General features: G+C 60.3%; 24 protein-coding genes. 12 read left to right on the forward strand and 12 right to left on the reverse strand.

Translation table 11 applies throughout. From position 1 onward, the window contains the following. Positions 1-164: 164 nt before the first annotated feature. From CFBP5499_RS10160 to CFBP5499_RS10170, 3 genes are read left to right on the forward strand one after another with little or no spacing between them, the layout of a single operon-like run. Complete coding sequence (locus CFBP5499_RS10160) at positions 165-674, forward strand: MarR family winged helix-turn-helix transcriptional regulator (RefSeq protein WP_080824612.1); 510 nt, start codon at positions 165-167, stop codon at positions 672-674. Between the two features lie 2 nt (positions 675-676). After that, positions 677-1,390, forward strand: a complete 714-nt coding sequence (locus tag CFBP5499_RS10165; protein ID WP_137066277.1) for a response regulator — start codon at positions 677-679, stop codon at positions 1,388-1,390. Positions 1,391-1,421: 31 nt separating this feature from the next. Next, positions 1,422-2,801, forward strand: a complete 1,380-nt coding sequence (locus tag CFBP5499_RS10170; protein WP_080824611.1) for an ATP-binding protein — start codon at positions 1,422-1,424, stop codon at positions 2,799-2,801. 13 nt (positions 2,802-2,814) lie between these two features. Here CFBP5499_RS10170 and CFBP5499_RS10175 read toward each other — a convergent pair whose 3' ends face one another. The 4 genes from CFBP5499_RS10175 to CFBP5499_RS10190 all read right to left on the reverse strand — a co-directional run bounded on the left by CFBP5499_RS10175 (position 2,815) and on the right by CFBP5499_RS10190 (position 5,175). Further along, positions 2,815-3,156, reverse strand: a complete 342-nt coding sequence (locus CFBP5499_RS10175) for a tRNA-binding protein (RefSeq protein WP_080824610.1) — start codon at positions 3,154-3,156, stop codon at positions 2,815-2,817. An 11-nt stretch (positions 3,157-3,167) separates the two neighbouring features. After that, positions 3,168-3,986, reverse strand: a complete 819-nt coding sequence (gene proC, locus CFBP5499_RS10180) for a pyrroline-5-carboxylate reductase (protein ID WP_080824609.1) — start codon at positions 3,984-3,986, stop codon at positions 3,168-3,170. A gap of 2 nt (positions 3,987-3,988) precedes the next feature. Beyond that, the gene (locus CFBP5499_RS10185) at positions 3,989-4,489 is read right to left on the reverse strand and encodes a YbjN domain-containing protein (RefSeq protein WP_080824608.1); all 501 of its coding nucleotides are present in this window, start codon (positions 4,487-4,489) and stop codon (positions 3,989-3,991) included. Positions 4,490-4,914: 425 nt separating this feature from the next. Further along, positions 4,915-5,175, reverse strand: coding sequence for an accessory factor UbiK family protein (locus tag CFBP5499_RS10190; protein ID WP_080824607.1), 261 nt, complete (start codon positions 5,173-5,175; stop codon positions 4,915-4,917). Between the two features lie 308 nt (positions 5,176-5,483). Here CFBP5499_RS10190 and lgt point away from each other — a divergent pair, with 308 nt between their 5' ends. From lgt to CFBP5499_RS10220, 6 genes are all read left to right on the forward strand, one after another. After that, positions 5,484-6,296: a prolipoprotein diacylglyceryl transferase gene (gene lgt, locus CFBP5499_RS10195; RefSeq protein ID WP_175416776.1), complete on the forward strand. Its 813-nt coding sequence runs from the start codon at positions 5,484-5,486 to the stop codon at positions 6,294-6,296. Between the two features lie 15 nt (positions 6,297-6,311). Further along, positions 6,312-7,412 carry a class I SAM-dependent methyltransferase gene (locus tag CFBP5499_RS10200; RefSeq protein WP_080824605.1) on the forward strand — a complete coding sequence of 367 codons (1,101 nt, stop codon included), beginning with the start codon at positions 6,312-6,314 and terminating at the stop codon, positions 7,410-7,412. A gap of 149 nt (positions 7,413-7,561) precedes the next feature. Further along, a complete protein-coding gene (gene pgeF, locus CFBP5499_RS10205) occupies positions 7,562-8,356 on the forward strand; it encodes a peptidoglycan editing factor PgeF (protein ID WP_080824604.1) in 795 nt (264 codons plus the stop codon). Position 8,357: 1 nt separating this feature from the next. Then, complete coding sequence (locus CFBP5499_RS10210; protein WP_080824603.1) at positions 8,358-9,509, forward strand: M24 family metallopeptidase; 1,152 nt, start codon at positions 8,358-8,360, stop codon at positions 9,507-9,509. Positions 9,510-9,599: 90 nt separating this feature from the next. Then, complete coding sequence (locus CFBP5499_RS10215; protein WP_080824602.1) at positions 9,600-10,340, forward strand: hypothetical protein; 741 nt, start codon at positions 9,600-9,602, stop codon at positions 10,338-10,340. 220 nt (positions 10,341-10,560) lie between these two features. Further along, the gene (locus tag CFBP5499_RS10220) at positions 10,561-11,493 is read left to right on the forward strand and encodes a ribose-phosphate pyrophosphokinase (protein WP_010972147.1); all 933 of its coding nucleotides are present in this window, start codon (positions 10,561-10,563) and stop codon (positions 11,491-11,493) included. Positions 11,494-11,715: 222 nt separating this feature from the next. Here CFBP5499_RS10220 and CFBP5499_RS10225 read toward each other — a convergent pair whose 3' ends face one another. From CFBP5499_RS10225 to CFBP5499_RS30015, 5 genes are read right to left on the reverse strand one after another with little or no spacing between them, the layout of a single operon-like run. Continuing rightward, complete coding sequence (locus CFBP5499_RS10225; protein ID WP_080824601.1) at positions 11,716-12,564, reverse strand: phosphatase PAP2 family protein; 849 nt, start codon at positions 12,562-12,564, stop codon at positions 11,716-11,718. Beyond that, a complete protein-coding gene (locus CFBP5499_RS10230; RefSeq protein WP_175416678.1) occupies positions 12,554-14,062 on the reverse strand; it encodes an ArnT family glycosyltransferase in 1,509 nt (502 codons plus the stop codon). The genes CFBP5499_RS10225 and CFBP5499_RS10230 overlap by 11 nt, the downstream gene beginning before the upstream one ends. Then, complete coding sequence (locus tag CFBP5499_RS10235) at positions 14,037-14,324, reverse strand: lipid-A-disaccharide synthase N-terminal domain-containing protein (protein ID WP_080824599.1); 288 nt, start codon at positions 14,322-14,324, stop codon at positions 14,037-14,039. The genes CFBP5499_RS10230 and CFBP5499_RS10235 overlap by 26 nt, the downstream gene beginning before the upstream one ends. Before the next feature lie 20 nt (positions 14,325-14,344). Continuing rightward, positions 14,345-15,184, reverse strand: a complete 840-nt coding sequence (locus CFBP5499_RS10240; RefSeq protein WP_080824598.1) for a glycosyltransferase family 2 protein — start codon at positions 15,182-15,184, stop codon at positions 14,345-14,347. Next, entirely contained in the window at positions 15,138-15,431 is a 294-nt protein-coding gene (locus CFBP5499_RS30015; RefSeq protein ID WP_175416560.1) for a hypothetical protein, read from the reverse strand. Before CFBP5499_RS30015 ends, CFBP5499_RS10240 begins: the two co-directional genes overlap by 47 nt. Here CFBP5499_RS30015 and CFBP5499_RS10245 point away from each other — a divergent pair. Further along, positions 15,382-17,646 (forward strand): methyl-accepting chemotaxis protein, encoded by a 2,265-nt coding sequence (locus CFBP5499_RS10245; RefSeq protein ID WP_080824597.1) that lies wholly within the window; start codon positions 15,382-15,384, stop codon positions 17,644-17,646. The genes CFBP5499_RS30015 and CFBP5499_RS10245 overlap by 50 nt on opposite strands. A 141-nt stretch (positions 17,647-17,787) precedes the next feature. On the opposite strand, the gene adh is transcribed toward CFBP5499_RS10245, so the two are convergent. The 3 genes from adh to CFBP5499_RS10260 all read right to left on the reverse strand — a co-directional run bounded on the left by adh (position 17,788) and on the right by CFBP5499_RS10260 (position 22,627). Next, positions 17,788-19,305, reverse strand: a complete 1,518-nt coding sequence (gene adh, locus CFBP5499_RS10250; RefSeq protein ID WP_080824596.1) for an aldehyde dehydrogenase — start codon at positions 19,303-19,305, stop codon at positions 17,788-17,790. A gap of 173 nt (positions 19,306-19,478) precedes the next feature. After that, positions 19,479-20,438 carry a helix-turn-helix domain-containing protein gene (locus CFBP5499_RS10255; RefSeq protein WP_080824595.1) on the reverse strand — a complete coding sequence of 320 codons (960 nt, stop codon included), beginning with the start codon at positions 20,436-20,438 and terminating at the stop codon, positions 19,479-19,481. A gap of 104 nt (positions 20,439-20,542) precedes the next feature. Next, the gene (locus CFBP5499_RS10260; RefSeq protein WP_080824594.1) at positions 20,543-22,627 is read right to left on the reverse strand and encodes a putative bifunctional diguanylate cyclase/phosphodiesterase; all 2,085 of its coding nucleotides are present in this window, start codon (positions 22,625-22,627) and stop codon (positions 20,543-20,545) included. A gap of 303 nt (positions 22,628-22,930) precedes the next feature. Between CFBP5499_RS10260 and CFBP5499_RS10265 the strand changes: the two genes are divergently transcribed. Continuing rightward, entirely contained in the window at positions 22,931-23,539 is a 609-nt protein-coding gene (locus tag CFBP5499_RS10265) for a 50S ribosomal protein L25/general stress protein Ctc (RefSeq protein ID WP_080824593.1), read from the forward strand. Between the two features lie 302 nt (positions 23,540-23,841). Next, positions 23,842-26,229 carry an EAL domain-containing protein gene (locus CFBP5499_RS10270; RefSeq protein WP_080824592.1) on the forward strand — a complete coding sequence of 796 codons (2,388 nt, stop codon included), beginning with the start codon at positions 23,842-23,844 and terminating at the stop codon, positions 26,227-26,229. The last annotated feature ends 13 nt before the right edge of the window (positions 26,230-26,242 follow it).

Genomic DNA, 26,242 nt, shown 5'->3' on the forward strand with positions numbered 1-26,242 from the left:
GGATTCCAGTTGCACCCGCACCCGCGTCATATTATCCACCGCAACAGAAAATGATCGGCGGCATTCTCCCGAGCGGACGCATTTTCGGCTATGTTTACAGAATATTGGCGCATCGACGCCTGTCAGCCTATGATTAGACAGCCGCAGGATATGAAGGAACCGCAGTGCCACCGCAATCGCTCAAAACCGCCGCCGCCAGGCAGACACCGGCACTCCCGAAGGTAGACGACGGCAAGATCGACTTCGACACGATCGAGGCGCTGTTTTTCGCCTATCGCGATTTCGTTTCCGATCCCGACGTCATTCTGTCGAAGCTGGACTACGGCAGGGCGCACCACCGGGTGGTCTATTTCGTCAGCCGGCAACCCGGCATGACGGTAGCGGATCTGCTCGACACCCTGCAGATTACCAAGCAAAGCCTCGCCCGCGTGCTCAAGCAATTGATCGACGATGGTTACATCCGCCAGATGGCAGGCCCGGAAGACCGCCGCCAGCGCAGGCTTTACCCGACCCTGACCGGCCGCGAACTGGCGCTGGCGCTCAGCGAACCGCAGTCACGCCGCATCGACCGGGCGCTGGAAGGACTGGGGCCGGATGCCCGCGCCTGCGTGCGCAAGTTCCTGGCGCAGATGCGGAGCCCGGCGACGACGACAGCGACCGTGGAGGACGAGTGACGATGGCACAGGCTCCGACAAAACGCCCGCCGGCGGACGATGATGCGGCGCATCTCCTGATCGTTGATGACGACGCCCGCATTCGCGATCTCCTGCAGCGCTTCCTTGGCGACAAGGGCTATCGCATCTCCGTGGCCGGCGACGCGGCCGAAGCCCGGCGCAAGATGGTGGGCATCCGTTTTGATCTGCTCATCCTCGACGTGATGATGCCCGGCGAAAACGGGCTTTCGCTGACCCGCTCGCTGAACGAGAACAAATCCGTGCCGGTCATTCTCCTCACCGCCCGTTCGGAAGCGGATTCGCGCATTGCCGGGCTGGAAGCGGGCGCGGATGACTATCTCGCCAAGCCCTTCGATCCGCGCGAACTTGTCCTGCGCATCAACAATATCCTGCGGCGCAACACCTCGCCCGATACGCCGAAGATCGAACAGATCATGTTCGGTCCCTACAGCTTCTCCATTCCGAAAAAGGAATTGCGGCGCGGTCCCGAGACGATCCGGCTGACGGATCGCGAACAGGAGATCATGCTGCTTTTTGCCCTGCGCGCCGGCGATACCATTCCCCGCTATGAGTTGGTGGAGGCGGAATCGGAAGTGGGCGAAAGAACAATCGACGTGCAGATCAACCGTCTTCGCCGCAAGATCGAGGACGACCCTGCCAATCCTGTCTATCTGCAAACGGTGCGCGGCATCGGTTACCGCCTGAGCGTGGACTGACCAGCACTCAACGAAGGGCGAACGCACGGCCATGGCGAGCCTCGATTTTCTCAGCACGGTCAAAAGAAGCGGCGCGGCCAAGGCATGGCGTTCCGCTGGCAGATGGCTGCGCCACTGGCTGCCAACCGGCCTTTACACCCGCTCGCTGCTCATCATCATCCTGCCGATGATCCTGCTTCAGGCCGTGGTCGCGGCCGTCTTCATGGAACGTCACTGGCAATTGGTGACGGAGCGCCTTTCCGCCGCCGTGACGCGCGATATTTCTGCGATCATCGAGCTTCTGCAGACGGACCCCGAAGAAGACGATTATCAGCGCGTCATCCGCATCGCCCGAGAGAAACTCGACCTCAGCGTCTATATCGAACCGAAGAGCGATCTGCCGGCACCCCGGCCCGAGCCGCTGTTTTCGATCCTCGACAGGATTCTGGCCGATCAGTTGAAACAGCAGATCGGCAGGCCGTTCTGGATCGACACCTATGGCAACGGCTCGCTGGTGGAAATCCGTGTTCAACTGGAAGACAAGACATTGCGCGTCTTCACCAGCCGTAGTTCGGCCTATGCCTCCAATACCCATATCTTCCTCGTCTGGATGGTCGGCGCGTCACTGGTGCTGATCGCCATTTCCATCCTGTTCCTGCGCGGGCAGATCAAGCCCATCGAAGCGCTTGCCAAGGCGGCAGAAAGCTTCGGCAAGGGCCAGAGGATCAGCGGCTATTCCCCGCGCGGGGCGGACGAGGTGCGGCGTGCCGGTCTCGCCTTCATCCTGATGCGCGAGCGTATTGAGCGGCAGATGGAACAGCGCACGGCCATGCTGAACGGTGTGAGCCATGACCTGCGCACCATCCTCACCCGCTTCAAGCTGCAACTGGCGCTCGCCGGCGACAATCCCGACCTCGAAGGGCTGGACAAGGATGTCGACGACATGCAGTCGATGCTGGAGGCTTACCTGACTTTCGTCCGCACCGATGTCGAAGAGGATGTCGGCACGCTGGAGCTTCCAGCACTTCTGGAGAAGATCGGCCATGATTTCGAGCTGCACGGCAAGAAATTCAGCTACGAACTCTATAATATCGAGAGGATCATCGCCCGGCCGAACGCGCTGTCCCGCCTCGTCGCCAATCTGGCCGAAAATGCGCGGCGTTACGCCAGCAACCTCCACGTCGATATCCGCAAGGCGCCACGCTCCATCATCATGACCTTCGACGATGACGGTGTGGGCATTCCGGAAATCTCCCGCGAAGACGTGTTCAAACCATTCTTCCGGCTGGACGAGGCGCGCAACCTCAATGCCTCGGGCACGGGCCTTGGCCTCTCCATCGTGCGCGATATCGCCCGCAGCCATGGCGGCGACGTATCGCTCGATGAAAGTCCAATGGGCGGATTGCGGGTAATCGTCAAGATTCCGGCGTAACGGCAAACAGCCGTCAGCACATCTTCTCGCCGTTCGGCACCGCTCGTTCCACCGCGGCCAGCACGATATCGCCGTTTGCATCGGCAAAACCGAGCGTCAGAACTTCGGACCGGAAAGGGCCGATCTGGCGCGGCGGAAAATTCACCACGCCCAGAACCTGCCGGCCAACCAGGCTTTCCGGCGTATAATGTACCGTAATCTGCGCCGAGGATTTCTTGATGCCGATCTCGAGTCCGAAATCGATCTTCACCTTGATCGCCGGCTTGCGAGCCTCGGGAAATGGCTCCGCCTCCACGATCGTGCCGACGCGAATATCGACCTTCTCGAAATCGGCATAGGAAATTTCGCCGCTCATGACCCGTCCCTTCAGCCCGCCAGTTCTTCGGCACGCGTTTTTGCGGCGGCGACGGCTCGGTCGAACAGGGGCTGCATACCGTCTTCGGCCATCAGTACGGAGAGCGCCGCCGCCGTGGTACCACCCGGCGAGGTCACATTCTGGCGCAGCCGCGCCGCCTCCTCGGGGGACTGATGCAGGAGTTCACCGGCACCGGCCACGGTTTCGCGCGCCAGACGCATGGCCACATCGGCCGGCAGACCAGCCTTGCGGCCAGCTTCCGCCATGCATTCCACCAGATAGAAGACATAGGCCGGACCGCTTCCCGAAACTGCGGTCACCGCATCGATGTCGCTTTCGGCCTCAACCCATTCGACCGGGCCGCTGACCTTCAGCAACCCGTCCACAACGGTTTTCAGCTCAGGCGTTACCAGGTCATTGGCATAAGCGCCGGTGACGCCGCGGCCGACCATGGCGGGCGTATTGGGCATGGCGCGGACGGCGGCAACCGCGCCGAAATGCGAAGCGAACGTGGCAATTGTCGTGCCCGCCGCGATGGAGACAACGACCGTTTCCGGGCCCAGCAGGGGCTTCAGCGACGGCAGAACAGCATCCATCATCTGCGGCTTCACCGCCACGAAAAGAATGCCGGCCTTGACGCCTTCAGGCACGCTTTCGCTGTGGGTCGCGCCGGCTTCCGCAATCGTCGTGCGCATGGCGTCGGAGGGGCGTGGATCGATGACGAAGACCTTCGATCCCGGCACACCCTTTTTCAGCCAGCCCGAAAGCATGGCGCCGCCCATATTGCCGGCCCCCACGAGGACGAGCGGACCGGAAGCCTTGTACACCATGCTCAAGCTTCTCCCACGGTCTCGAACATGACCGCTTCGATTGCGCTTTTGGCATCCAGCCCCGACCAGACGACGAACTGGAATGCCTGATAATATTGCTCGCAAGCCTCAAGAGCGCTGGAAAGCAGCACTTCCACCTGCTGGTTGTTCGGCTCGGCACCGCCGGACAGAAGCAGGGACTGGCGGAAAATGACGACGTCTTCCTGCCGCCACAAATCGAAATGACCCATCAGCACCTGACCGTTGATTTGCGACAGCAGGCAAATCACTTCGTTGACACGGTGGTCGGGCACCTTGATGTCGAAGGCGCAGGCAAGATGCAGCGCTTCGAAATCCTCCATCCACGCAAACGAAACGTGATAGTCGGCCCAGTGGCCCGCCACAGTCATGGCGATCTCGTCCTCGCCCGACCGCTCGAACGACCAGTCATTCGAGGCAGCGACAATCTCGATCATATCGACGGGATTGGACTGACGCTCAATTTCAAATTCTATCAGACTCATGCGGCACCTTCTCAGCCGGTCAGAATGTCGTGTTTTGAACGCCGGGCACAAAACGCACATACGAACCGGGATAAACATTTGAGACGATTGCCCGACACCACCAGAATAACGCATTCACCCTGTCTGGAGCTTACCGGTCTTTTCGAATCATCATTTAAAATCAGTGTATAATGGCCGAGTCCGGCTGCCACCCCTTCCCCGCCATTTTTGCTTTTTGAACAGTGGATATCTCCTCCCCCATCACCTCAGGCGAGAGTCTTAAGCGACTCTGCCGATTGCGTTTTTTGGAAGTGTCCACAGGCCGGAAAAATTCGCGTCGGGGGACCGATTTTGACAACCAAGGTCAAGTCGGACGGAAGGGGCCGAAAAACAAGAAGTCCCGGAATCGCAAGCGATCCGGGACTTCTCAGAAAAAGCGCTAAAAATCAGTCCTTGGCGGAAAGCTTTGCTTCCAGGGCCTCGATACGGGCGCGCAATGCGTCGTTTTCATCCCGTGCCTGAATGGCCATTTCGCGAACCGCGTCGAATTCCTCGCGGCGGACAACGTCCAGACTGTTCAGCCAGCGATCCGCCTGAGCGTGAAACGCCGCTTCGGCTTCCTTACGCACGCCCTGCGCGGCACCTGCCGCATCGGTCATCAGCTTGGCGAATTCATCCAGAAAACGATTGGTGCCTGTCGTGCTCATGGCGCTTGTCCTTCGTCGGTTCAGGGGCATCGTCGTGCCCGCTGTTGATAGCATTCAGGTAGGCACTCCACCGTCGCCTTGCAAGCGAAATCGAAAAATCCCAAGAGCTTGCGTCACCCTGGGTATGTTAAGCCATAGCTTAAAGAATCACCTTGACCGCCGCCACCGCAATCGCCATTTTCCTTGGCGTCAGGGGACCGGTGAGCATCATCGCCCGGCCCCTTGAGGCAATGGATGATCCGTTGTCCGCCCAGCAACGATGACGGAATATATACGGATTGATAGCCGCTCCCACTTCCCTCGCCATCATGCCTTTCCCTAATATCGATCCGATAGCGCTGTCCATCGGTCCCCTGGCGATCCACTGGTACGGCATTGCCTATGTCGCGGGCATCATGCTCGGCTGGTTTTACGCCCGCCGCCTCGCCCGCACGGATCGGCTTTGGCCGAACGACGTCTCGCCCATCTCGGCCCAGCATCTTGACGATTTCATCCTCTGGGCAGCCGGCGGTATCGTGCTTGGCGGGCGTATCGGTTACATCCTGTTTTACGACATGGCAGCCGTGGCCGCCAATCCCATCAGAGCAATCGAAATCTGGAATGGCGGCATGTCGTTCCATGGGGGCCTGATCGGCACGACAGTCGCCATGATTCTCTTCGCCCGCCGGAACGGCATTCCGGTCTGGAGCATGTTCGATATCATTGCCGCCGTCGCGCCCATCGGCCTGCTGTTCGGCCGCATCGCCAACTTCATCAACGGTGAATTGTGGGGTCGCATCGCCGATGTGCCATGGGCGGTCGTCTTCCCGACCGGTGGCCCCTTTGCGCGGCACCCGAGCCAGCTTTATGAAGCCGGCCTCGAAGGACTGGTGCTCGTCATCCTTCTGGCCATCGCCATCTATGCTTTCAGGGCACTGAAAACACCCGGCACGATTACCGGCATCTTCGTATGCGGTTACGCGCTGTCGCGCATCTTCGTGGAATTCTTCCGCGAACCAGACGCCCAGATCGGTTATCTCGCCGGCAACTGGCTGACCATGGGCATGGTGCTTTCCACGCCGATGTTCCTTTTGGGCCTCTGGGCCGTTCTGCGGGCACGCAGCGCGACGAAAAGCGCCTGAGCGGTATGATCTCCCATGACCACACCGCTTGCGCAACGTATCAAATCCCTTATCCGGCTTAACGGTCCGCTCAGCGTCACCGACTTCTTTTCGCTGTGCCTCGCTGATCCCGAACACGGTTATTACAAGAGCCGCGAGCCCTTCGGACGCTCGGGTGATTTCATCACCGCGCCTGAAGTCAGCCAGCTTTTCGGCGAAATGCTCGGCGTTTTCGTCGTCCACGCCTGGCAGCGACATGGCGCGCCGGCGCAAACGCAGCTGGTGGAAATCGGCCCCGGCCGCGGCACCATGATGTCGGACATGCTGCGTGTCATCCGCCGCATCGCGCCGCCGCTTTATGAAACGATGCGGGTGCATCTGGTGGAGACCAGCCCCCGTCTTTCCGCCATCCAGAAGGAAACGCTGGCACCACATGCGGACCGGCTGACCTGGCATGACAGTTTTGACGACGTGCCGGAAGGTTTCCTGCTGCTTGTCGCCAACGAGCTGTTCGATGCCATTCCGATCCGGCAATTCGTCAGGACTCCGCAGGGTTTTCGGGAACGTGTCGTCAGCCTTGATGCCGATGACGAACTCGTTTTCTCGACGGGCCTTGCCGGCATAGACCCGGCGCTCTTGCCGCCGCAGCCAGAACGGCAACCGCTTGGCACCATATTCGAGATTTCCCCTGCCCGCGAAGCCGTGATGACCGCGATCTGCCAGCGCCTGTCGGCCCATGGTGGCACGGCGCTCGCCATCGACTACGGCCATCTGGTCGGCAGCTATGGTGATACGCTGCAAGCCATGCGCAGCCACGCCTTCGATCCAGCGCTTGCGCATCCCGGCGAAGCCGATCTGACCAGCCATGTGGATTTCGAAAGCCTTGTGAAAACGGCGCAAGCGACCGGCGTGCATGTCAACGGCGCCCTGAGACAGGGCGATTTTCTCCACGGCCTTGGCCTCAAGGAAAGGGCGAGCGCGCTTGCCGCCAAGGCGACGCCCGACCAGACGCTTGAAATCGCCGAAGCAGTAAACCGCCTCGCTGGCGAAGGCGCCGGCAAGATGGGGGAACTTTTCAAGGTTATCGCCGTTTCAAGTCCCGCGCTTCATCTTCTGCCGTTTCGCGCGGTGGATTGACAGCGCAATCACCTCTGGGCCAACATCGCCGCGACACACGAAGCAGGCACACTGCATCACACCGCCGCGCAATGCCGCGGCAACAGGAAACATCTCGCTTAACCTGCTCCACTGGCCAACAGCGATATTCTCCAAGGAATTCCCCCACCATGCAGAACGCAACGCTGCCGCTCCCGCTCCAGTCCCCACTGCTCGCCGCGTCAGGTGAAAACCGTGTCCGCCACGGTTTCTTCACCCGGCAGGGCGGCGTTTCGGAAGGGCTTTATCAGGGCCTCAATGTCGGCCTCGGCTCCCATGACGAACCCGAAAAAGTGCAGGAAAACCGCCGGCGCGTGACGCAATGGTTCGGTCTGCCCTCGGGCCGCCTCGCCACCGTGCATCAGGTCCATTCCCCTGACGTCCTCGTGGTCGATGAAACCTATGACGGCAACCGTCCGCAGGCGGATGCCATGGTGACGGCAACGCCGGGTTTCGTGCTGGGCGTGCTGAGCGCCGATTGCGGACCGATCCTGTTTGCCGATGCCAAAGCGGGCATCGTGGGTGCGGCCCATGCCGGCTGGAAGGGGGCTCTCTTCGGCGTGCTCGAAAATACCATCGAGGCTATGACAAAGCTCGGTGCCAACCGTGAACGCATCGTCGCCTCGCTTGGCCCTTCGATCAGCCAGGACAATTATGAGGTCGGGCCGGAATATGTGGCGCGCTTCACCGATATCGATCCGGCCTATGCGGATTATTTCGCTGAGACGGAAAGGCAAGGCCACGCATTGTTCGACCTCAAGCAATTCACCATCAACCGCCTGACCAAGGCCGGTGTGAAGGCGGAGAATCTCGGCCTCTGCACCTATCCTGACGAACATCGCTTCTATTCCTACCGCCGCACCACCCACCGCGCCGAACCCGATTATGGCCGGCAGATTTCCGCAATCGCAATTCTGGAGGACTGACATGGCCCTGCATTTCGAGCTTTCGGAATTCGATGCCCGCCGCGAGCGTCTGCTCACAAAAATGGCCGAGGAGAAGCTGGACGCCCTGCTGCTTTTTGCGCAGGAGAGCATGTATTGGCTGACCGGCTACGACACATTCGGTTACTGCTTCTTCCAGACGCTTGTGGTCAAGTCCGACGGTTCCATGACGCTTCTGACCCGTTCGGCCGATCTGCGGCAGGCCCGCAATACCTCCATCGTCGACAATATTCTCGTCTGGGTCGACCGGCCCAATGCGGACCCCACACTCGACCTGAAAAACCTGCTGAGCGATCTCGACCTGCTCGGTGCCAAGATCGGGGTGGAATATGACACCCATGGCATGACCGGCCGTGTCGCCCGCCTGCTGGACAACCAGCTCGCCAGCTTCTGCCAGATGAGTGACGCCTCCTATCTCGTCAGCACGCTCAGGCTCGTCAAAAGCCCGGCCGAGATCGCCTATGCCCGCAAGGCCGGACAATTGGCCGATGAGGCTCTGGATGCGGCATTACCGCTCATCAAGCCCGGCGCGGACGAAGCCGCGATCCTTGCCGCGATGCAGGGCGCTGTTCTCGCCGGCGGCGGTGATTATCCCGCCAATGAATTCATCATCGGTTCCGGGGCCGATGCGCTGCTGTGCCGTTACAAGGCCGGACGCCGCAAGCTCGACACGAAGGATCAGCTGACGCTGGAATGGGCCGGTGTCAGCGCTCATTACCATGCCGCCATGATGCGCACGGTGGTGATCGGCGAACAGGATTTCCGGCAGAAGGAGCTTTACAGCGCCTGCCTGCAAAACCTCACCGCCATCGAAGAGGTGCTGCGGCCGGGCAAGACTTTCGGCGATGTCTTCGACGTGCATGCCCGCGTGATGGACGAACGCGGATTGACCCGCCACCGGCTGAACTCCTGCGGTTATTCGCTGGGCGCGCGTTTCTCGCCTTCCTGGATGGAGCACCAGATGTTCCATGCCGGCAATCCGCAGGAGATAACCGCCGATATGACGCTCTTCGTGCATATGATCGTGATGGATTCCGATTCCGGCACGGCCATGACGCTCGGCCAGACCTATCTGACCACGGAAGGCGCGCCGGAAGCGCTCTCGCGTCATAACCTCGATCTTCTCACAGCTTAAATCGCCGCCGGGTTTGACAGAGCGGGAAAACCGCCCTTACATTGCCGCCACCTTGGGCAAGAAGGAGCGGAACATGAGAGGGAAAATCGCATGAGCCGGACGGGGTTCGCCCCCCTTTTTCCGGCCGTCATTGTTCCAGTACTGATGCTGGCCCTTTCGGGCTGCAACACGACGGAGGCGCTGACACCGCAGGTGAATGTCGGCCACAATGCCTCGCAATCGACGCCGGTAACGCAGGGCGATCTCGACCAGATGGCCGCCGCCGCCGACCGTGCGCCGGCAGGCGCGCCGGCAACCACGACCTCCGTGCCCGCCTATGCGCCGCAAAACTCGTTGCAGGCACAGGCACAGGCGCTATCCAGCGGCAGCCAGTATGGCGAGCCGCTTCGCCAGACCCCGAACACGGCCCAGCCTCCCGCGGCCGCCCCCGCGCAGCAGACGGCGTCGCTCGCGCCCGCCTCCTCGGCAAATTCCATCCGCTTCCTGCCGATCATCGGCGCGCCCGTTCAGGCCGTCACGCCGCTGTCGCGCCAGCTCGGTGCCGAAGCGCGGGCCAAGGGGCTGACCATCCGCGCCTCCAACGACAATTCGGCGGAAAACATCCTGAAGGGATATTTCTCCGCCTTCGCCGATGGCAGCAAGGTCAATATCGTTTACGTCTGGGACGTTCTCGACGCCAATGGCGTGCGGCTGCATCGCCTGCAGGGGCAGGAGACGGTGGCGGCAAAAGGCAGCGATCCATGGGCGGCCGCGACCGACACGGTGATGCAGGATATCGCCGCAAAAACCCTGAACGACTATACGTCCTGGAAGCATTCTCAACGCGGATGAGGTGAAACGGCGGGAGAAGTCATAGAGATTTCACGAAAATCATTGCGAAAGCGCGGAGTCCTCTTGCAATCGGAAGCAACAGCGCTATTAAGGCGCGCATGGCAACAAGGCGTATCCGGCAAAGGCTTTTCGGCCGGATGTTCCTCCCCTTGAACGACGCTTGGTTACGGTGGATTGAGCCCCGTGGCGCAAGGCGATGGCATGGAAACAGGCGGCCGCAATGAAGGTTTTCGCAGGCAATTCGAACCGGCACCTCGCCGAAGCGATCTGCAAGTATCTTAACGTTCCTCTCGGAAATGCCACTGTAAAGCGGTTTGCTGACCAGGAAATATTCGTAGAAATCAGCGAGAACGTGCGCGGCGAGGACGTTTTTATTGTCCAGTCCACCTCCTTCCCGGCAAATGATCATCTGATGGAACTTCTCATCATGATCGATGCCATGCGCCGCTCCTCGGCAAAACGTATCACCGCGGTGCTTCCCTATTTCGGTTACGCCCGCCAGGACCGCAAGGCCGGCCCCCGCACCCCGATTTCCGCCAAGCTCGTTGCCAATCTGATTACCGAAGCCGGCGCCGACCGCGTTCTCACGCTTGATCTTCATGCCGGCCAGATTCAGGGCTTTTTCGATATCCCCACCGACAACCTCTTCGCAGCGCCCATTCTCGCCCGCGACGTGAAGGACCATTACGACACCAACAACGTCATGGTCGTTTCGCCTGATGTCGGTGGCGTGGTCCGCGCCCGTGCCCTGTCGAAGCGCCTCGACTGTCTGCTGGCGATTGTCGACAAACGCCGTGACCGTCCGGGCGAATCCGAAGTCATGAACGTCATCGGCGATGTCTCGGGCAAGGACTGCATCCTGATCGACGATATCATCGATTCCGGCGGCACGCTTTGCAACGCCGCGGAAGCGCTGCTGAAAAAGGGCGCGACCAGCGTCACCGCCTATATCACCCACGGTGTACTTTCCGGCGGCGCGGTTGCCCGCGTGGCCTCCTCGAAGCTGCGCGAACTCGTCATCACCGACAGCATCCAGCCGACCACAGGCGTGCAATCCGCGCACAATATCCGCGTGGTCAGCACCGCAGGCCTGCTTGGCGAAGCGATCAATCGCACCGCGCAGGAACAGTCGGTATCCGGCCTGTTCGACTGAGGCACCGTCTCCCTCGCAAGATCGCGTATCCACACAGCGACACCCCGGACTAGCTCCGGGGTCCAGCGTGATCATGTTTTTGATAGCAAAAGAGTCTTTTCACGGCGCGAACGCGCCGTAACGGGATGCCGGCTCAAGGCCGGCGTGACGGGAGGGAAGCTTGTCAGCTCGCTGAGCGATCTCTGCATGCATGGAGATCGCAAGACTTCACCCTGCAGCCATTCAGGAAGATGCCGCGCCCGCATCCGGGGGGCGCTGCAAACGGGAGGCTGCGGCCTTGATTTTCGGCCACCAGCGCCGAACACGGGCAAGGACGGCATGGCGACCAGTGCGCCAAAGGCTGATCGTATCGGCCGAGACGGCATCACCGGTAAAGAGGTGACGGTGGCGGCTTATCGTCAGCGCCCGGTAGAGAAACAGCGTCGTCAGGGCGGAAAACAGGATGGACATCACCACATCGCTCAGGAAATGGCCGCCGGCTGCGATGCGAAGACCGGACATGAGGATGATTGCCCCGCCAGCAAGGACGCCCACCACCAATCGCCCAGAGGGACGCAGACGCGGCCAGACAAGCACGCAGAACGGCAGGAAAAAGCTCGCGATCAGCGCGGTTTCCCCGGAAGAAAACGAACAGTTCGAATAACATTGCGTGCTGAACTGGAAAGGGGGCGTGAACAGCTGATGCCCGCCAAATTCGGTAACGCTGAACGGACGCGCCCGACCGATCATGGCCTTCAGCACGCCATTGACGAGAAGCCCGGCACACAGGATCACCGGCCCACACAGGAAGGCCCAGACCCGCCAGCCGGTTCGCTGCAGCGTACCGAGCCGCAGATTGCCGACGAGGACCAGGAAAGCCAAAAGCGTGGCGAGCTCCGCACCCTCGCGCAAAGTATCGCGCAACCATTCGGGAAACGGCTCCCGACCGGGCCACGGCTGCCCCACCGGCGAAAAGAACAGGGCGGAAAACCGGAGATCGATGGAGGGGAAGGTCGCAAACAGAATGACGAGCGCCAGAGCTGCGAGCGTCACCCAGATGGTGATCCGCATATGGGAGAGATCATTGTCCATTGACGCCCTCCGGAATGCACTGCGGCGGCAGGCGCCAGAGCCCGATTTCCCGACCCTCTAAAAAGCCCGGCCCGGCGGTCCAACGGGCAACCGGCGCCTCGCCGGCAAGGCATGCCGGCAAACCATCCGCACTTGCCAGAAACAGCGGATTCTTCGCTTCGCCTGACTTCAGCGGATAAAGAAGCGCATAGTGGCTGGACGGAACACCGGTTTCGGGCAATGCCCGCGTCAGTACCTGTTTCTCATCCCGCAACTGGTAAAAAAGCTCGGCCAATATCGAACGATCATTGGCGACGATGGCGTCTGCCCCCGCCTCACGCGCCCGTGACAGGCCGGTCGATACCAGCTCGGAGCGTCCGAGATAACGCGCCATCGCCAGTTCACCTTTCGGCAGGCGTAACTCCGTTCCGGCAATCGTCATCAGCGGCAATGCGATGGCGACGATACCGCCGAGCGCCAGTGTGGACACGATGAGCCAACGCCGCGCCGCCAGCACCGGAACCGCCAGAAGCACGCCGGCCGCATAAGCCCCCACCGCCCAATTGGCGAGTGCGCGAGACATCAGGCCCTGCGCCGTAATCAGAAGCACGATCGGCACCGAAAGCGCGACCAGCGCGCGGGCTTCGGCCGTCTTTGCGCGGATTGTCGCGACAATCATGCCGACAAAAACGAAGGGTCCGACCACGCCGGCCTGCGAGAAGAAGAATTCCAACGCGGAACCGATCTTCAGCTGGACGCCATGCCAGTTGGCATTATCAGCCGTATGGCGCGCGGTCATGAAATCATGCGCGGTGTTCCACCACAGATTGGGGGCGATAACGGCAATGCAAACCAGCACGGCGATCGCCGCGTCACGCAGCCGGATGCGCCACGCCTCGCAAAGCCAGCCGGCGGCGATGAAGCAGGGCAGAAAATAGATCATCGCATATTTCGACATCAGGCCAAGGCCGAAACAGAGGCCGAGAGCGATGCTCCAGCCCAGCGCGCCCCTGCGTTCGGCCCGCGCCAGCGCAAGCTTTCTGACCGAAATCATCGACAGCACGATGAACAACATCATCGGGGTATCGGTCGAGATCAGCAGGCTGCCGAGCGTCACGGCGGGCAGCGTCAGATAGACAAGGGCAGCCAGCGAGGCCAGCCTGACATCATAGATCATACGGCCCAGCACAAGAATGGCCGCCGCCGCAACGCCATGCACGACAGGTGCGGCCAGCCGCACCTGGAACGTGCCCTCGCCGCCGCCCAGAATGGTTGCCGCGCGAATGAGCCAGCCGATCAGCGGCGGCTTGGAATAGGCGCCGAGCGCCATCTCCCGGCCCCATAACCAATATTGCGCCTCGTCGACGAAAAGATCGGTACGGTTGAAAGCCAGCCCAACAACCCGCAGCGCTGTCACGACAATGATTGCCGAGACCGCAAAGGTCAGCCACCGGTGCTGTTCGCCCGCCTGCGCATGAGGTAGGGCCACACCCTCATGCATGCTGGCGGCGTTCTGCATGGATCAACCAGAGATTTCGAGCGTAGATGAGAAGGCCGGATGCCTGCCCGATAACGAAGACCGGGTCGCGCCGCCACAGTGCATAGGAAAGCAGCACCACGCCGCCGAGAATGGAAAAATACCAGAAGGCCACCGGCATGATCGAGCGGTTCGCCCGTTCAGAGGAAATCCATTGAACCAGAAAACGCATGGTGAACAGCATCTGGCCCATGAAGCCGGTCAGGACCCATACGAATTCCTTCCAGCTGTTCACATGCAGCATGGACCATAAAGCCGGTGCATTCACGGCAATGTCTCCGTTTTGAAAGTTTCAGCCCAGTTTGACCGCTTGCGCCGGCGCAGCAGCCAGGCGACGCCGATCAGATCGTGGATGCCGACAAGCGCGCGGCCGATATTGGTGTAGTGGGAATTTCCGTGCAGCCGCGCCCGATGCGTGACGTCGACATGGGCCACCTGCCAGCCGTCGCGATTAAAAAGCGCCGGGAAATAGCGGTGGTGGTGATCGAAATAGGGCAAGGCGAGATAGGCGTCGCGACGGAAGGCCTTGAGCCCGCAGCCGGTATCGCGCGTTCCGTCCTTCAGGATGCGGGCCCGCAACCCGTTGGCAAAGCGTGAGGAAAGGCGTTTTCCGAGCGTATCGCGCCGGCCGACGCGCTGGCCGGCCACAAGGCCGAGCCGACCTGGTGCATTGGCGGAAAGAAGCGGCGCAAGAAGTGCGGGCAGATTGTCCGGCGGGTTCTGGCCGTCGCCGTCAAGCATGCAGATAACAGGTGCGCGCGCAGCCTGCACGCCGCTATGGATCGCCGCCGATTGCCCGCCCTGACGGTCGTGCCGGACCAGCCGCAGCATGGGGTAACGATCACAGAGTGAAAGCACCGCATCCACCGTCCGGTCAGAGGAGGCATCGTCCACCACTACGATTTCGAACCGGCCGACCGGCTGGCAGGCCGTCACGATCTCGGCCACGAGCGTTTCAACGCTCGCTTCCTCATTGTGCATCGGCACGATAACGGCGAAATCCGGGGTCGATCGCAAAGGGGCTCCGTCATATCCATCTGCTCGGGTTCCGCAGACATCATCGATAGTGGCGAGAGAAGGAGCGCGAAAAGCTTGCATGAACATGAACAGCCGTTGATCTGCGCTGGATATGCGCCAGTTCTATTGCAGTTTTATAACGGCATGTGCCGGTGGAGCATCCGCAGTGGTCGAAGTTTTTCTCGCGGAATGCGGGAAATAATCCTATAATTCGCAACCCTTTAACGCGACCGTAAGCAATTTTTGCCACCGTGCGGCAACGTTTTTTGGGGGGAGGAAACAGGATGCCGGGTGTAAATCCGACTGCTGTCAAAGCTAAATCATTGTCAATCAAGGCTAAATTCGCGGCGCTCGTTACAGGCGCTACGCTGGTTTCCTGCCTGTCCGTGGGGCTGTTATCCTACGAGATGGGCAAGTCTGGCCTTATCGACGCCAGCGAAATCAGGCTCGAAACGGTTGCGAGCAACCAGTCCAAGCAGCTTGACGCCTATACTTTGCGTGTCGAACAGAGCATCACCGAACTGTCGCAGAATGCCGCGATCGCCCAGGCGCTGGAAACGATGACCACGGTCGTGCCGACGGAAAAGGATGCCATCATCCAGGCTTTCCGCCGCGAAGGCGTCTCCGAGGAGGAGCGCGCCTCCTTCAACGGCGAAGGATTGCGACTGCTTTATGCCATTCGCCATGCGACCATCAACGCCGCCATCGCCAGCGTCTGGCGCAATACCCGCGTCAGCGACATCTATGTCATCGACAAGAACGGCCTCATTATCTATTCCGTGACCAAGGCAAAGAACTTCCTGACCAACGTGACGGAACCGCAGAACGCCGCGATCAACGACCTGTTCCAGCGCATCGAAGCCGGCAAGGACGGCGTCATCAGCACAACCGGCTTCACCGGCGGCGACAATGATTCGGCCATGATCGGCATGCCGCTCGCGGTCTCCAACTGGGGTCAGATTCAGCGCAAGGGCGCTGTCATCATGCGTATTGCCACCGATCGCATCGGCGCGGTGGTCACACCCGAAGAAACCGGCAAGACCATCGATGACGCCATTCTTCTGAGCGCGGAAGGCAAACGCCGCGCCGGCGTGCTCTCGGGTGGCGCGGATGCCCCCATTTCCGAAAATCTCGCGGCCCTTTCGGGCGCAAGTGATGCCGGAATGGTGCTAGCACAGACACCTGTCGGCAACATCTTCTATGCCTATCGCCCGGTCACCGTGTTTGGCCAGAAGCATCTTCTGGCGATCGGCCAGCAGGAGAGCAAGGTCCTGGCCGCCGCCAACGATCTTGCCTTCTGGGCGGCCGTTGCGACCCTTGCCGTGCTTGCGATCATGACGCTGATCGGCATTTTCGTCTCCGCAAGCCTCACCAAGCCATTGACCGGTCTTGCCGGATTGATGGAGCGCCTCAACGGCGGTGAGAACAATATCGAGATCAAGGCGGTTTCCCGCGGCGATGAGATCGGCACCATGGCGCGCGCGCTCGAATCCTTCCGCCAGGGCATTCTGGACAAGCAGCGTATGGAAACCGAAGCCCATCGCAAGGGCGAGGAACTGGATGAGGAACGCGCCCAGCGCGAAATGGAAAAGGCAAGAAGCGCCAAGGAACTGGAAGAGGCCGTCGATGCACTGGCGACCGGTCTTGCCAATCTGGCCGCCGGCAGGCTCGATCTTCGCATTGAAAAATCCTTCGTGCCGTCGCTCGATCATCTGCGCGTCGACTTCAACAACTCCATGGCCGGACTGGAAGCGACGATCTCCAATATCGGAGAAAGCGCCAATGCCATCCGCTCCGGCTCAGGCGAACTGAAGAGCGCATCGGAAGACCTGTCGCGGCGCACAGAACGCCAGGCAGCAGCCCTCGAGGAAGCGGCCGCGGCACTCGGAGAGATGACGCAGGCCGTCGATCTCTCCCTTTCGCGTTGCAATGTTGCGGTCGAGGCAACGGCGGGCACGATGCAGGACGCCCACAAGTCCACGGCGGTCGTGAAAGAAGCGATCGTCGCCATGGAACGCATCGAGACCTCGTCGGCCAAGATCCGCCAGATCATCGACGTCATCGACCAGATCGCCTTCCAGACCAACCTGCTGGCCCTGAATGCCGGCGTGGAAGCCGCCCGCGCCGGCGAAGCCGGAAAGGGCTTTGCCGTTGTGGCGCAGGAAGTGCGCGAACTGGCGCAGAAATCGGCTGCCGCCGCACGCGACATCACGACGTTGATCGCAACCTCGGCAGGCGATGTGGAAAGCGGCGTGGCGCTGGTGCTGAAGACCGGCGAAAGCCTGGAGCAGATCCAGAAACGCATCCAGTCGGTCAACGACCAGATCGGCGAAATCGCCACCGCATCGCGCGAACAGTCCGGCCGCCTCAGCGAAATCAATGCTTCGGTCAACGAACTCGACCATGTTACGCAGCAGAACGCGGCGATGGTGGAGGAAACCACCGCTTCGGCCTTCTCGCTGGCAAGCGAGGCGGATGGCCTTACCGAACAGGTGGGGCAGTTCTCAGTGGGTGAGACCCGACACCGAGACCAGCGCTACGCGGCGTAAGCAACAACCAAAAAGGCCGGAGACAAAACCTCCGGCCTTTCATTTTGCTTAAAACTCCGATCCGGGCTCCCAGGGGCCGAAGCCCCTGGGAACACGCCGGCGACCCGGCACCGTTGCCCTCGCCGGCTTCCGGGGAGGACCTCAGAAGAAACCGACCTTGTTGGGGCTGTAGGAAACCAGCAGGTTCTTGGTCTGTTGGTAGTGATCGAGCATCATCTTGTGGGTCTCGCGACCGATGCCCGATTGCTTGTAGCCGCCAAAGGCAGCACCCGCCGGATAGACGTGATAGCAATTCGTCCAGACGCGGCCCGCCTCGATGCCGCGGCCGGCCCGGTAGGCGATATTGGTATCGCGGCTCCAGACGCCGGCACCCAGACCGTAAACCGTGTCATTGGCGATTTCGAGCGCCTCTTCCACCGTCTTGAAGGTGGTGACGGAAACGACAGGACCGAAGATTTCCTCCTGGAAAATCCGCATCTTGTTGTTACCTTCAAAGACGGTCGGCTGGATGTAATAGCCGTCCTTCAGGTCGCCCGTCAGCGTCTTGCGGTCACCGCCGGTCAAAACCTTGGCGCCTTCCTTCTTGCCAATATCAAGATAGCGCATGATCTTGTCGAACTGTTCCTGCGAGGCCTGCGCGCCCAGCATGGTCGACGGATTGAGCGGATCGTCCTGACTGATGGCCTGAACGCGCTTGATCGCCTTTTCCATAAAGCGGTCATAGATCGATTCATGCACCAGAGCACGCGAGGGGCAGGTGCAGACCTCGCCCTGGTTCAGCGCAAAGAAGGCAAAACCTTCGAGCGCCTTGTCGAGGAAGGCATCGTCCTCGTTCATCACATCGGCAAAGAAGATGTTCGGCGATTTGCCGCCCAGCTCCAGCGTGATGTTGGTGACGTTGTCGGCCGCATAACGCATGATTTCCTTGCCGACCGAGGTGGAACCGGTAAAGGCGATCTTGGCGATGCGGTTGCTCTGCGCCAGCGGCTTGCCGGCTTCAACGCCCGTACCGTTGACGATGTTGAGGACGCCGGGCGGCAGCAGATCTTCGATCAGCTCCATCACGACAAGAATGGAGGCCGGGGTCTGTTCCGCCGGCTTCAGTACCACGCAATTACCGGCGGCAAGCGCCGGTGCAAGCTTCCAGGCGGCCATCAGGATCGGGAAGTTCCACGGAATGATCTGGCCGACGACACCGAGCGGTTCATGGAAGTGATAGGCAACCGTGTCGTTGTCGATTTCGCCAATCGTGCCTTCCTGGGCGCGGATGCAGCCCGCAAAATAACGGAAATGGTCGATCGTCAGCGGAATATCCGCATTGGTGGTTTCGCGCAGCGGCTTGCCATTGTCCCAGGTTTCCGCCTGGGCGATGAGGTCGAGATTGTCTTCGATCCGCTGGGCGATCCTGAGCAGGATGTTGGAGCGTTCCGTGATGCTCGTCTTGCCCCATTTTTCGCGGGCCTTGTGGGCAGCGTCGAGCGCGAACTCGATGTCGGATGCGTCCGAGCGCGGCACTTCGCAGATCTTGTGGCCGGTCACCGGTGAGAGATTGTCCATGTAGCGGCCAGACTTCGGCTCCACCCATTTGCCGCCGATGTAATTGCCGTATTTCAGCTTGAAGGGCGCTTCGCCCGCTTTCTGCTGAACCTGAATATTCATGATTTCATCCTCCCTGATGAAAACGATCCTGAGCGGACCGCATGGGAGGAAGGTGGGCCTAGATGGCGCGGTTCGGTAGAGGGGCGGCGCGGTTCCGCAGCGCACATTGTCTCACATCTGCGACAAAGCCGCCTCGATCCGGCGTGATCGGCCGAATCCCGCGCCTGCAGGCCTTAATGAACGTCGAATTTCTTCATCTTGCGATGAAGCGTGGCACGGCTGATGCCGAGCAGCGAGGCGGCCTGCGTGACATTGCCGTTGGTGCGCGACAGGACACGGCGGAGCGCCGAGCGTTCCGCCTCTGCAAGATCGGACCCGCCGTCGTGGCGTTGTTCCTGCAGAATATCCGCAGCAGGCAGTCCCTGCGCGATCCTGATATCATCGAGCTTCAGCGCAAGGCGGGCGGCACGGGTCGCACCCAGCACGAGATCGTCCTGATCCACGGCAAGCAGCGAGAGCGCCGCCCCAAACCCGGTGGGCACGACGACGATGCGCGCGCCGGGAAAGGCGCGGCGGAAAAGATTGCCTTCGATACGCTGCGCCGCATCCTTCACCGCCTGGGTGACGAAGGAGAAGGTCATCTCGTTGATATCGTCACGGCAGGTGGAAATATCGAGTGCGCCCGTCACCCGGCCGGTATGGTCGCGGATGGGCGCGGTGGTGCAGCAGAGTTCGGTATTCGACGTGAAGAAATGCTGGTCGCGATAGACCACCACCGAGCGCTCATCCACCAGTGCCGTGCCGATACCGTTGGTGCCCACGCTTTCTTCGCTCCAGACGGCCCCGTTCCAAAGGCCGAGCGCCCGGAAATCGCGGTCATCACCGGAAGCACCACGTCGCTCCAGCGCAACGCCCTGCGCGTCGGTCAGAAGCAGGCAGCAGCCGGATTTGCCGACGCTGTGAAAAATGCGGTCCAATTCATCCGTGCTCTCGGCGATCAAGCCGGCGGCACTTTCGCGGGCGCGGCGAAATTCAACCTCGCTGAGGAAGATCGGCTTGCGGTTTTCCTCAGGCGCAAGACGGTGCTTGACCATGCAGCGCCGCCACGAGGCGATAATCGGAGAACTTGCGGCCGCGGAACGATGGCGTGCCGTTTCATACACGCGTTCCGCATGGGCGATGTCTGTCGGCATACGCTCCTCCCAAAGCTTTTGTGCGATGGTGCGCTGGAAGCGTTCATGTTTCAACAAAAAATTTCGCGACCAGTCTTGCCGGGAGCACCGTCGGCTGCGCCGGACTAGCGAACCGCCTTGATATAACGCCGGCCGGAGGTCTCTTCCTTTTCATCCTCAGCCGAGAGGAACGTATCGTCCACGAGATTGGCTATGGAGGTGAGAGGACCGGGCTTGCCGAAAAAGAAACCCTGGACCTGCAGGCAGCCTTCGCGCCGGAGAAACTCAACGTGAGCCTTCGTCTCGACCCCCTCCGCCAGCACCGGGATATTGAGGCTGTGCGCCAGGATGAGCGTCGAGCGAACGATCGCCTCCGACTGCACATTGGTGGACAGGCCGTCGATGAAGGCACGGTCGATCTTGATCTTGTCGAAGGGAAAGCTCTGCAGGGTTGAAAGCGAGGAATAACCCGTGCCGTAATCATCCATGGCAATCTTGACGCCGAGCGCCTTGAGTTTGCGGATGGTGACGAGCGCGTGGCGATGATCGGCGATGATGCTGCCTTCGGTGATTTCAAGCTCGAGCCTTTCCGGCGCAAGCCCCGTTTCGGCAAGAATTCTCTCGACCTTGTCGGGGAAATCATTATCCGCAAGCTGCTGCGGCGCGACGTTGACGGCAATGGCGAGTGACTTTTTCCACCGCGCAGCCTGCGCGCACGCTTCTCTCAGAACCCATTCGCCCAGTTCGACGATGAAGCCGGTCTGCTCGGCAATCGGAATGAATTCGACGGGAGAGACCATGCCGCGTTCCGGGTGGTTCCAGCGCAAAAGCGCCTCGAAACCGACAATACTGCCGCTCTTGGTGTCGTTCTGCTGCTGGTAATAAAGCTCGAACTCGTTATTGGCGAGGCCGCTGCGCATGGCGATGGCAAGCGCATTGCGCTCGCGCGCGGCCTCGTCCATGGATTTGTCATAGAAGCAGATCGTGTCAGACGTCCCGCTTTTTGCCCGGTACATGGCGACATCGGCCTGCGCCATCAGGGTATCGGCATCGATGGAGCCGGTGTTGCGGACCGATATGCCAACGCTGGCGCCAACCGAAAATGTCTGACCGTTCCATTCGACCGGCCTGCTGATCTGCTCGATCAGTCGTTGCGCGAATTCTGCACCATCGGCCCTGATGTAATAGGAATGGGTCATCGCCACGAATTCATCGCCGCCCATGCGCGCCAGAAATTCACCGGCCTTCAGCACGGAACTCGCCCGGTCAGCGATGGCACGCAGCACGGCGTCACCGGCCGCATGGCCATGCACGTCGTTGATTTCCTTGAAACGGTCGAGATCGATCGACAGAAGTGCGGTATGCGCGCCCAAGGAGATATGGCGCGTGCGCCGGTTGAGGTGTTCGATGAATGCCGCGCGGTTGGGAATACCCGTCAACGGATCGTGCAATGAAAGATGGCGATAGCGGGCAACCGCCTGCTGGGTGGACTGGGCATCGATGACATAGGTGGAAAGTCCGAGCGCCAGAAGCAGCAGCGTCACGGCGATGGCGCCTCCGCCCATGATGGCCGGCGGCAGCAGATTTTCCGGAATGACGATACGCGGATCGAAGGCGAAGGACATGGAGGCCATGCCGGTATAGTGCATCGAAGCGATGGCGAGGATGAGAAACGCTACCGCGCTATATTGGCAGAAACGGTTGAGAGGCCGGGCAACACGATTGACCGCGATGGCGCCAAGCACCGCGCCCAGCACCAGCGAAGCGATGACATAGGCCTGATCCCAGAAAATCATTCCCTGAACATTATAGGCCGCCATGCCGGTATAATGCATGGCCGCAATGCCAAGGCCGAGGATGATCCCGCCAGCTTCCACCAATACACTGCGCCCGCCATAGGCGGAAATGCCGAAACCGGCAGTTGTCGTCGTAATGGCGATAAGAAGCGAAAGCCCGGTCAGATAGGGATCATACCCCACGTCACCCGCCGCGACATAGCCCAGCATCGCCACGAAATGGGTGGTCCATATCGCCGCGCCGCCATTGACGCCCGCCAGAAACAGCCAATTGACCTTCTGCACTCCTGTCGCCAGGCGCGCTTTCGAAAAAAGGCGCATCGAAACGAAACTGCCCAGCATGCATACCAAGACGGCTGCGGCGGTATATCGATAATCGTGATCGATGGTGAGGCACTGGAGAACTTTGAGCATTATGATCTACGCGGTTGAAATTTTGCGCAAACTTACCATTCGCCAAGTTTTCACCGGGTTTATATGAATGGATAAGCATATATTAAAAGTTGCAACACGCGAGTGAATTAGCGCAACCTAATGAAACCAAGGAGGTATGCCGGTGAGAAGGGGTCCTCTCTTGTCTTTGTGTCTCGTTTGTATTATAGCGCCCGCACCCGTGTAGACACCCTTGGAGGCAACGCGGGTGGGACGGTGCTTGGCACCTCCCCAGTTCAGCGCCCGCGGGCATGAACTCTCCATATAACCTCGAAAGGAATTGCCATGAGCAAAGAATCGTATGAGCTCAAGGCCGAGGCGCGCGAACGAGTTGGTAAGGGGTCCTCTCGTGAACTTCGCCGCAACGGTTTGATTCCCGCTGTCATCTATGGTGACAAGCAGGCCCCCATTTCCATCGCTCTGTCGACCAACGAAGTCACCAAGCGTATCCACGCCGGCGGTTTCATGACGACGGTTGCGACCCTCGACGTCAACGGCCAGAAGATCAAGGTTCTCCCCAAGGACTACCAGCTTGATCCGGTCCGCGACTTCACCATGCATGTCGACTTCCTGCGCGTTTCGGGCAACACGCTCGTCAACGTTGAAGTTCCGGTTCACTTCGTCAACGAAGAAAAGTCGGACATCAAGATCGGCGGCGTTCTGAACATCGTTCGCCACACGGTGGAATTCCACTGCCCGGCCAACGACATTCCGGAATTCATCACGGTTGATCTCGCTGGTCTGAAGATCGGCGACAACGTGCACATTTCGAATGTGAAGCTGCCGAAGAACATCACGCCTGTCATCGCTGACCGTGACTTCACGATCGCAACGATCGTTGCTCCGGCTGCAGGCGTTGCAGAAGAAACGACTGAAGAAGCTTCCGAGGAATAATCGGCGGCCGCAAGGCCTGACAGCTTTGAAGAATGAGGCCCGTTCCGTTTTCGGAACGGGCTTTTTAGCTTTTATGAACTTTAAAACCAGAAAGCGCGGCTCCCGCGGCTGAGACATGAGCCGTTTCAGTGTCGATTAACATTTCCATGAAACGATACCCTTGCGCTGTCGTGGAAACATCGGGCGGTCTGGGAAATTGCACGTGGGAACGCGGCCTTTGCCGGAAACCCCTCGCAGAACCCATCCGGATGGGCGGAAACACAGCGCAGCAAGTCTGGGGCAAAGGGTAGCTACAATTTAACATGGCTCATTCCGTCGAAAGCCGCTTTATCGCGATTGTTTCCGGCGCACTTCTTACAGTGGTCGCCCCGCTTTTCACGCTTTTGCTGACGCTTTCCTATAACGAGGCAATCCGCAGCCAGCGCAACCACATCGAAATTCTGCTGTCGACGAATACCCAGGCGCTGGCCCGCCCCCTGTGGGACCTTGATGACGACACCATAAACCAGATTACCGGAACGCTCGTCTCCGATCCCATGATCCGCATGGTCGAGGTCAAGGATACATCCGGCCAGCTCGATGTCGTCCAGACTGCCGGCAGCGACATCATCCAGGATGCCACATCGACGACACGCGAGGTGATCTACAAGACCACCAAGGGGCCCGTCACCGTCGGCAAGCTGACGGTCTATTACGATGATGTCGGCCTTCTCACTTCGCTTAGCCGTACCGAACTGGCCTTTATCACGATTTTCATCCTCGCCGTCCTCACCATCGTTCTTGCTGCCATCATCGGCAACCGCTTCATGGTCATCCGCCCGCTGATGCGACTGGCGGCGGCGATAGAGGCGACACGCCGCCTCGGCTCACGCCACCACGTCGATTGGCGCTCGAAGGATGAAATCGGCCGGCTGGCAAAAAGCTTCAACGAAATGCAGACCCAGCTCGAAAAGGAAGAGCTGGAGATCAAGAATGCCCACGAACGCAAGACGGAGATCTACAACCGCACACCCGCAATGTTGTTCTCGCTCGACAGGTACGACCGGATTGCCGCCGTCAGCGACTATTGGGTGCAGGCGACAGGTTATGACCGCACCAGAATACTCGGCCTGAACTTCGCCGATCTCATCCATCCCGACGACAGGTCCCTGTTTCAGCAACGCAAGACGGCGAATCCCTCGCCCGACGCGTCGCATAACGGCATCACCGTGCGTTTCCATTGCATGGATGGCGGCGTCATGGACGCGCTCATTCTCGAAAAACCCCTCGATTCCGGCGATGCCGCGCAACAAAGCACATGCCTTTGCGTCATGACCGATGTGACCGAACTGAGCCAGTCGGAAAAACGCAACCGCCAGCAAGCCATTTCCGACCATCTGACCGGCCTCTTCAACCGCCAGGGCTTCGAGGCGATCCTCGACCTGCAGATCCGCGATGCGGACCGGAACGGCAGCGAACTGGCGTGCCTGTTCATCGACCTCGACCGTTTCAAGGCCATCAACGACAATCTCGGCCATGCCGCGGGTGACGCCGTTCTCAAGCAATTCACGCTGAAACTGGAACCTCTGCTCACACCGCTCGACAGCGCATCGCGGCTCGGCGGCGACGAATTCGCCATTCTGCTGGCCGGCGACAAGGTGGAAGAGCGCGCCCTGGAATTTTGCGAGCGCGTCTGCGCCATGCTGGACATGCCCTTCGAGATCGAGAACAACAGCATCCGCCTCAGTGCCAGCATCGGCATGGCGGTCTATCCCTTGCACGCTTCCAGCGCGTCCGAGCTTTTGCAGAATGCCGACATGGCGATGTATAGCCGCAAGAGAACCGGCAAAAACGGCTCGCAGGTCTTCGACAGCTCGATCATGGACCGCGCACGCGAACATGCAGAACTTGAGCGGGATATCGCGCAGGCCCTTTCCGAGGACTGGTTCGAAGCCTATTTCCAGCCTATTCAAGACCTCGCAACCGGCCAGACGGCGGGTTTCGAAGCGCTTCTGCGTCTCAACCATCCCGACAAGGGATTGCTCTCCCCGGCCGCAATCGTCAGCCTTGCCGAAGAAAATGGCACCATTCAACGCATCGGCAACCTCATTCTCGATCAGTCGATCGCCAATCTCGCCAGGCTGTCGCGCCTGCCGGGCATGGAAGAGACCTATGTGGCGGTGAATTTTTCACCGCTACAATTCGAACCGGGATTGCCGACACGCATCGCCGGCGTGCTGCACCGGCACGGCATTCTCCCCGGACGCCTGGTCATCGAGATCACCGAAGCCGTCATCATGAAGGACGATCCGCAAATCCGGGCGATCCTCAACGCCATCCACCAGCTGGGCTGCCGCATCGCGCTGGATGATTTCGGCACGGGTTATTCCTCGCTCAGCTATCTCAGCCGTTTTCCGGTCGATATCGTCAAGATCGACCAGTCCTTCACCCGCTCGATCTGCGACGACACCGTGGACATCAGGCAACGAAACCGCATGCTCGTCGAAGGCATCGCCGCCATCTCGCACAAGATGAACTGCACCGTTATTGCCGAGGGCGTGGAGACGGAAGAGCAGAAAAAGCTTCTGACCGATATGGGCGCGGACTTCGGGCAGGGTTATTACTTTGCGCGCCCGCAGCCGGTCCAAAGGCTGATTGCCGCATTCGATGCGGCGTCCGGACAAAGCCGCGTTGCGGCACGACAAGCGTGAAGCCGGAGGAGGC

The sequence above is a fragment of the Agrobacterium tumefaciens genome, from assembly GCF_005221325.1.
Lineage (GTDB): Bacteria > Pseudomonadota > Alphaproteobacteria > Rhizobiales > Rhizobiaceae > Agrobacterium.

Excerpts from the sequence above, each read along its gene's own strand:
- CFBP5499_RS10165 (WP_137066277.1), top strand. The coding sequence starts at position 677 with ATGGCACAGGCTCCGACAAAACGCCCGCCGGCGGACGATGATGCGGCG.
- CFBP5499_RS10170 (WP_080824611.1), top strand. The coding sequence starts at position 1,422 with ATGGCGAGCCTCGATTTTCTCAGCACGGTCAAAAGAAGCGGCGCGGCC.
- CFBP5499_RS10175 (WP_080824610.1), bottom strand. The coding sequence starts at position 3,156 with ATGAGCGGCGAAATTTCCTATGCCGATTTCGAGAAGGTCGATATTCGC.
- proC (WP_080824609.1), bottom strand. The coding sequence starts at position 3,986 with ATGGTGTACAAGGCTTCCGGTCCGCTCGTCCTCGTGGGGGCCGGCAAT.
- CFBP5499_RS10185 (WP_080824608.1), bottom strand. The coding sequence starts at position 4,489 with ATGAGTCTGATAGAATTTGAAATTGAGCGTCAGTCCAATCCCGTCGAT.
- CFBP5499_RS10190 (WP_080824607.1), bottom strand. The coding sequence starts at position 5,175 with ATGAGCACGACAGGCACCAATCGTTTTCTGGATGAATTCGCCAAGCTG.
- lgt (WP_175416776.1), top strand. The coding sequence starts at position 5,484 with ATGCCTTTCCCTAATATCGATCCGATAGCGCTGTCCATCGGTCCCCTG.
- CFBP5499_RS10200 (WP_080824605.1), top strand. The coding sequence starts at position 6,312 with ATGACCACACCGCTTGCGCAACGTATCAAATCCCTTATCCGGCTTAAC.
- pgeF (WP_080824604.1), top strand. The coding sequence starts at position 7,562 with ATGCAGAACGCAACGCTGCCGCTCCCGCTCCAGTCCCCACTGCTCGCC.
- CFBP5499_RS10210 (WP_080824603.1), top strand. The coding sequence starts at position 8,358 with ATGGCCCTGCATTTCGAGCTTTCGGAATTCGATGCCCGCCGCGAGCGT.
- CFBP5499_RS10215 (WP_080824602.1), top strand. The coding sequence starts at position 9,600 with ATGAGCCGGACGGGGTTCGCCCCCCTTTTTCCGGCCGTCATTGTTCCA.
- CFBP5499_RS10220 (WP_010972147.1), top strand. The coding sequence starts at position 10,561 with ATGAAGGTTTTCGCAGGCAATTCGAACCGGCACCTCGCCGAAGCGATC.
- CFBP5499_RS10225 (WP_080824601.1), bottom strand. The coding sequence starts at position 12,564 with ATGGACAATGATCTCTCCCATATGCGGATCACCATCTGGGTGACGCTC.
- CFBP5499_RS10230 (WP_175416678.1), bottom strand. The coding sequence starts at position 14,062 with ATGCAGAACGCCGCCAGCATGCATGAGGGTGTGGCCCTACCTCATGCG.
- CFBP5499_RS10235 (WP_080824599.1), bottom strand. The coding sequence starts at position 14,324 with ATGCTGCATGTGAACAGCTGGAAGGAATTCGTATGGGTCCTGACCGGC.
- CFBP5499_RS10240 (WP_080824598.1), bottom strand. The coding sequence starts at position 15,184 with ATGTTCATGCAAGCTTTTCGCGCTCCTTCTCTCGCCACTATCGATGAT.
- CFBP5499_RS10245 (WP_080824597.1), top strand. The coding sequence starts at position 15,382 with ATGCCGGGTGTAAATCCGACTGCTGTCAAAGCTAAATCATTGTCAATC.
- adh (WP_080824596.1), bottom strand. The coding sequence starts at position 19,305 with ATGAATATTCAGGTTCAGCAGAAAGCGGGCGAAGCGCCCTTCAAGCTG.
- CFBP5499_RS10255 (WP_080824595.1), bottom strand. The coding sequence starts at position 20,438 with ATGCCGACAGACATCGCCCATGCGGAACGCGTGTATGAAACGGCACGC.
- CFBP5499_RS10260 (WP_080824594.1), bottom strand. The coding sequence starts at position 22,627 with ATGCTCAAAGTTCTCCAGTGCCTCACCATCGATCACGATTATCGATAT.
- CFBP5499_RS10265 (WP_080824593.1), top strand. The coding sequence starts at position 22,931 with ATGAGCAAAGAATCGTATGAGCTCAAGGCCGAGGCGCGCGAACGAGTT.
- CFBP5499_RS10270 (WP_080824592.1), top strand. The coding sequence starts at position 23,842 with ATGGCTCATTCCGTCGAAAGCCGCTTTATCGCGATTGTTTCCGGCGCA.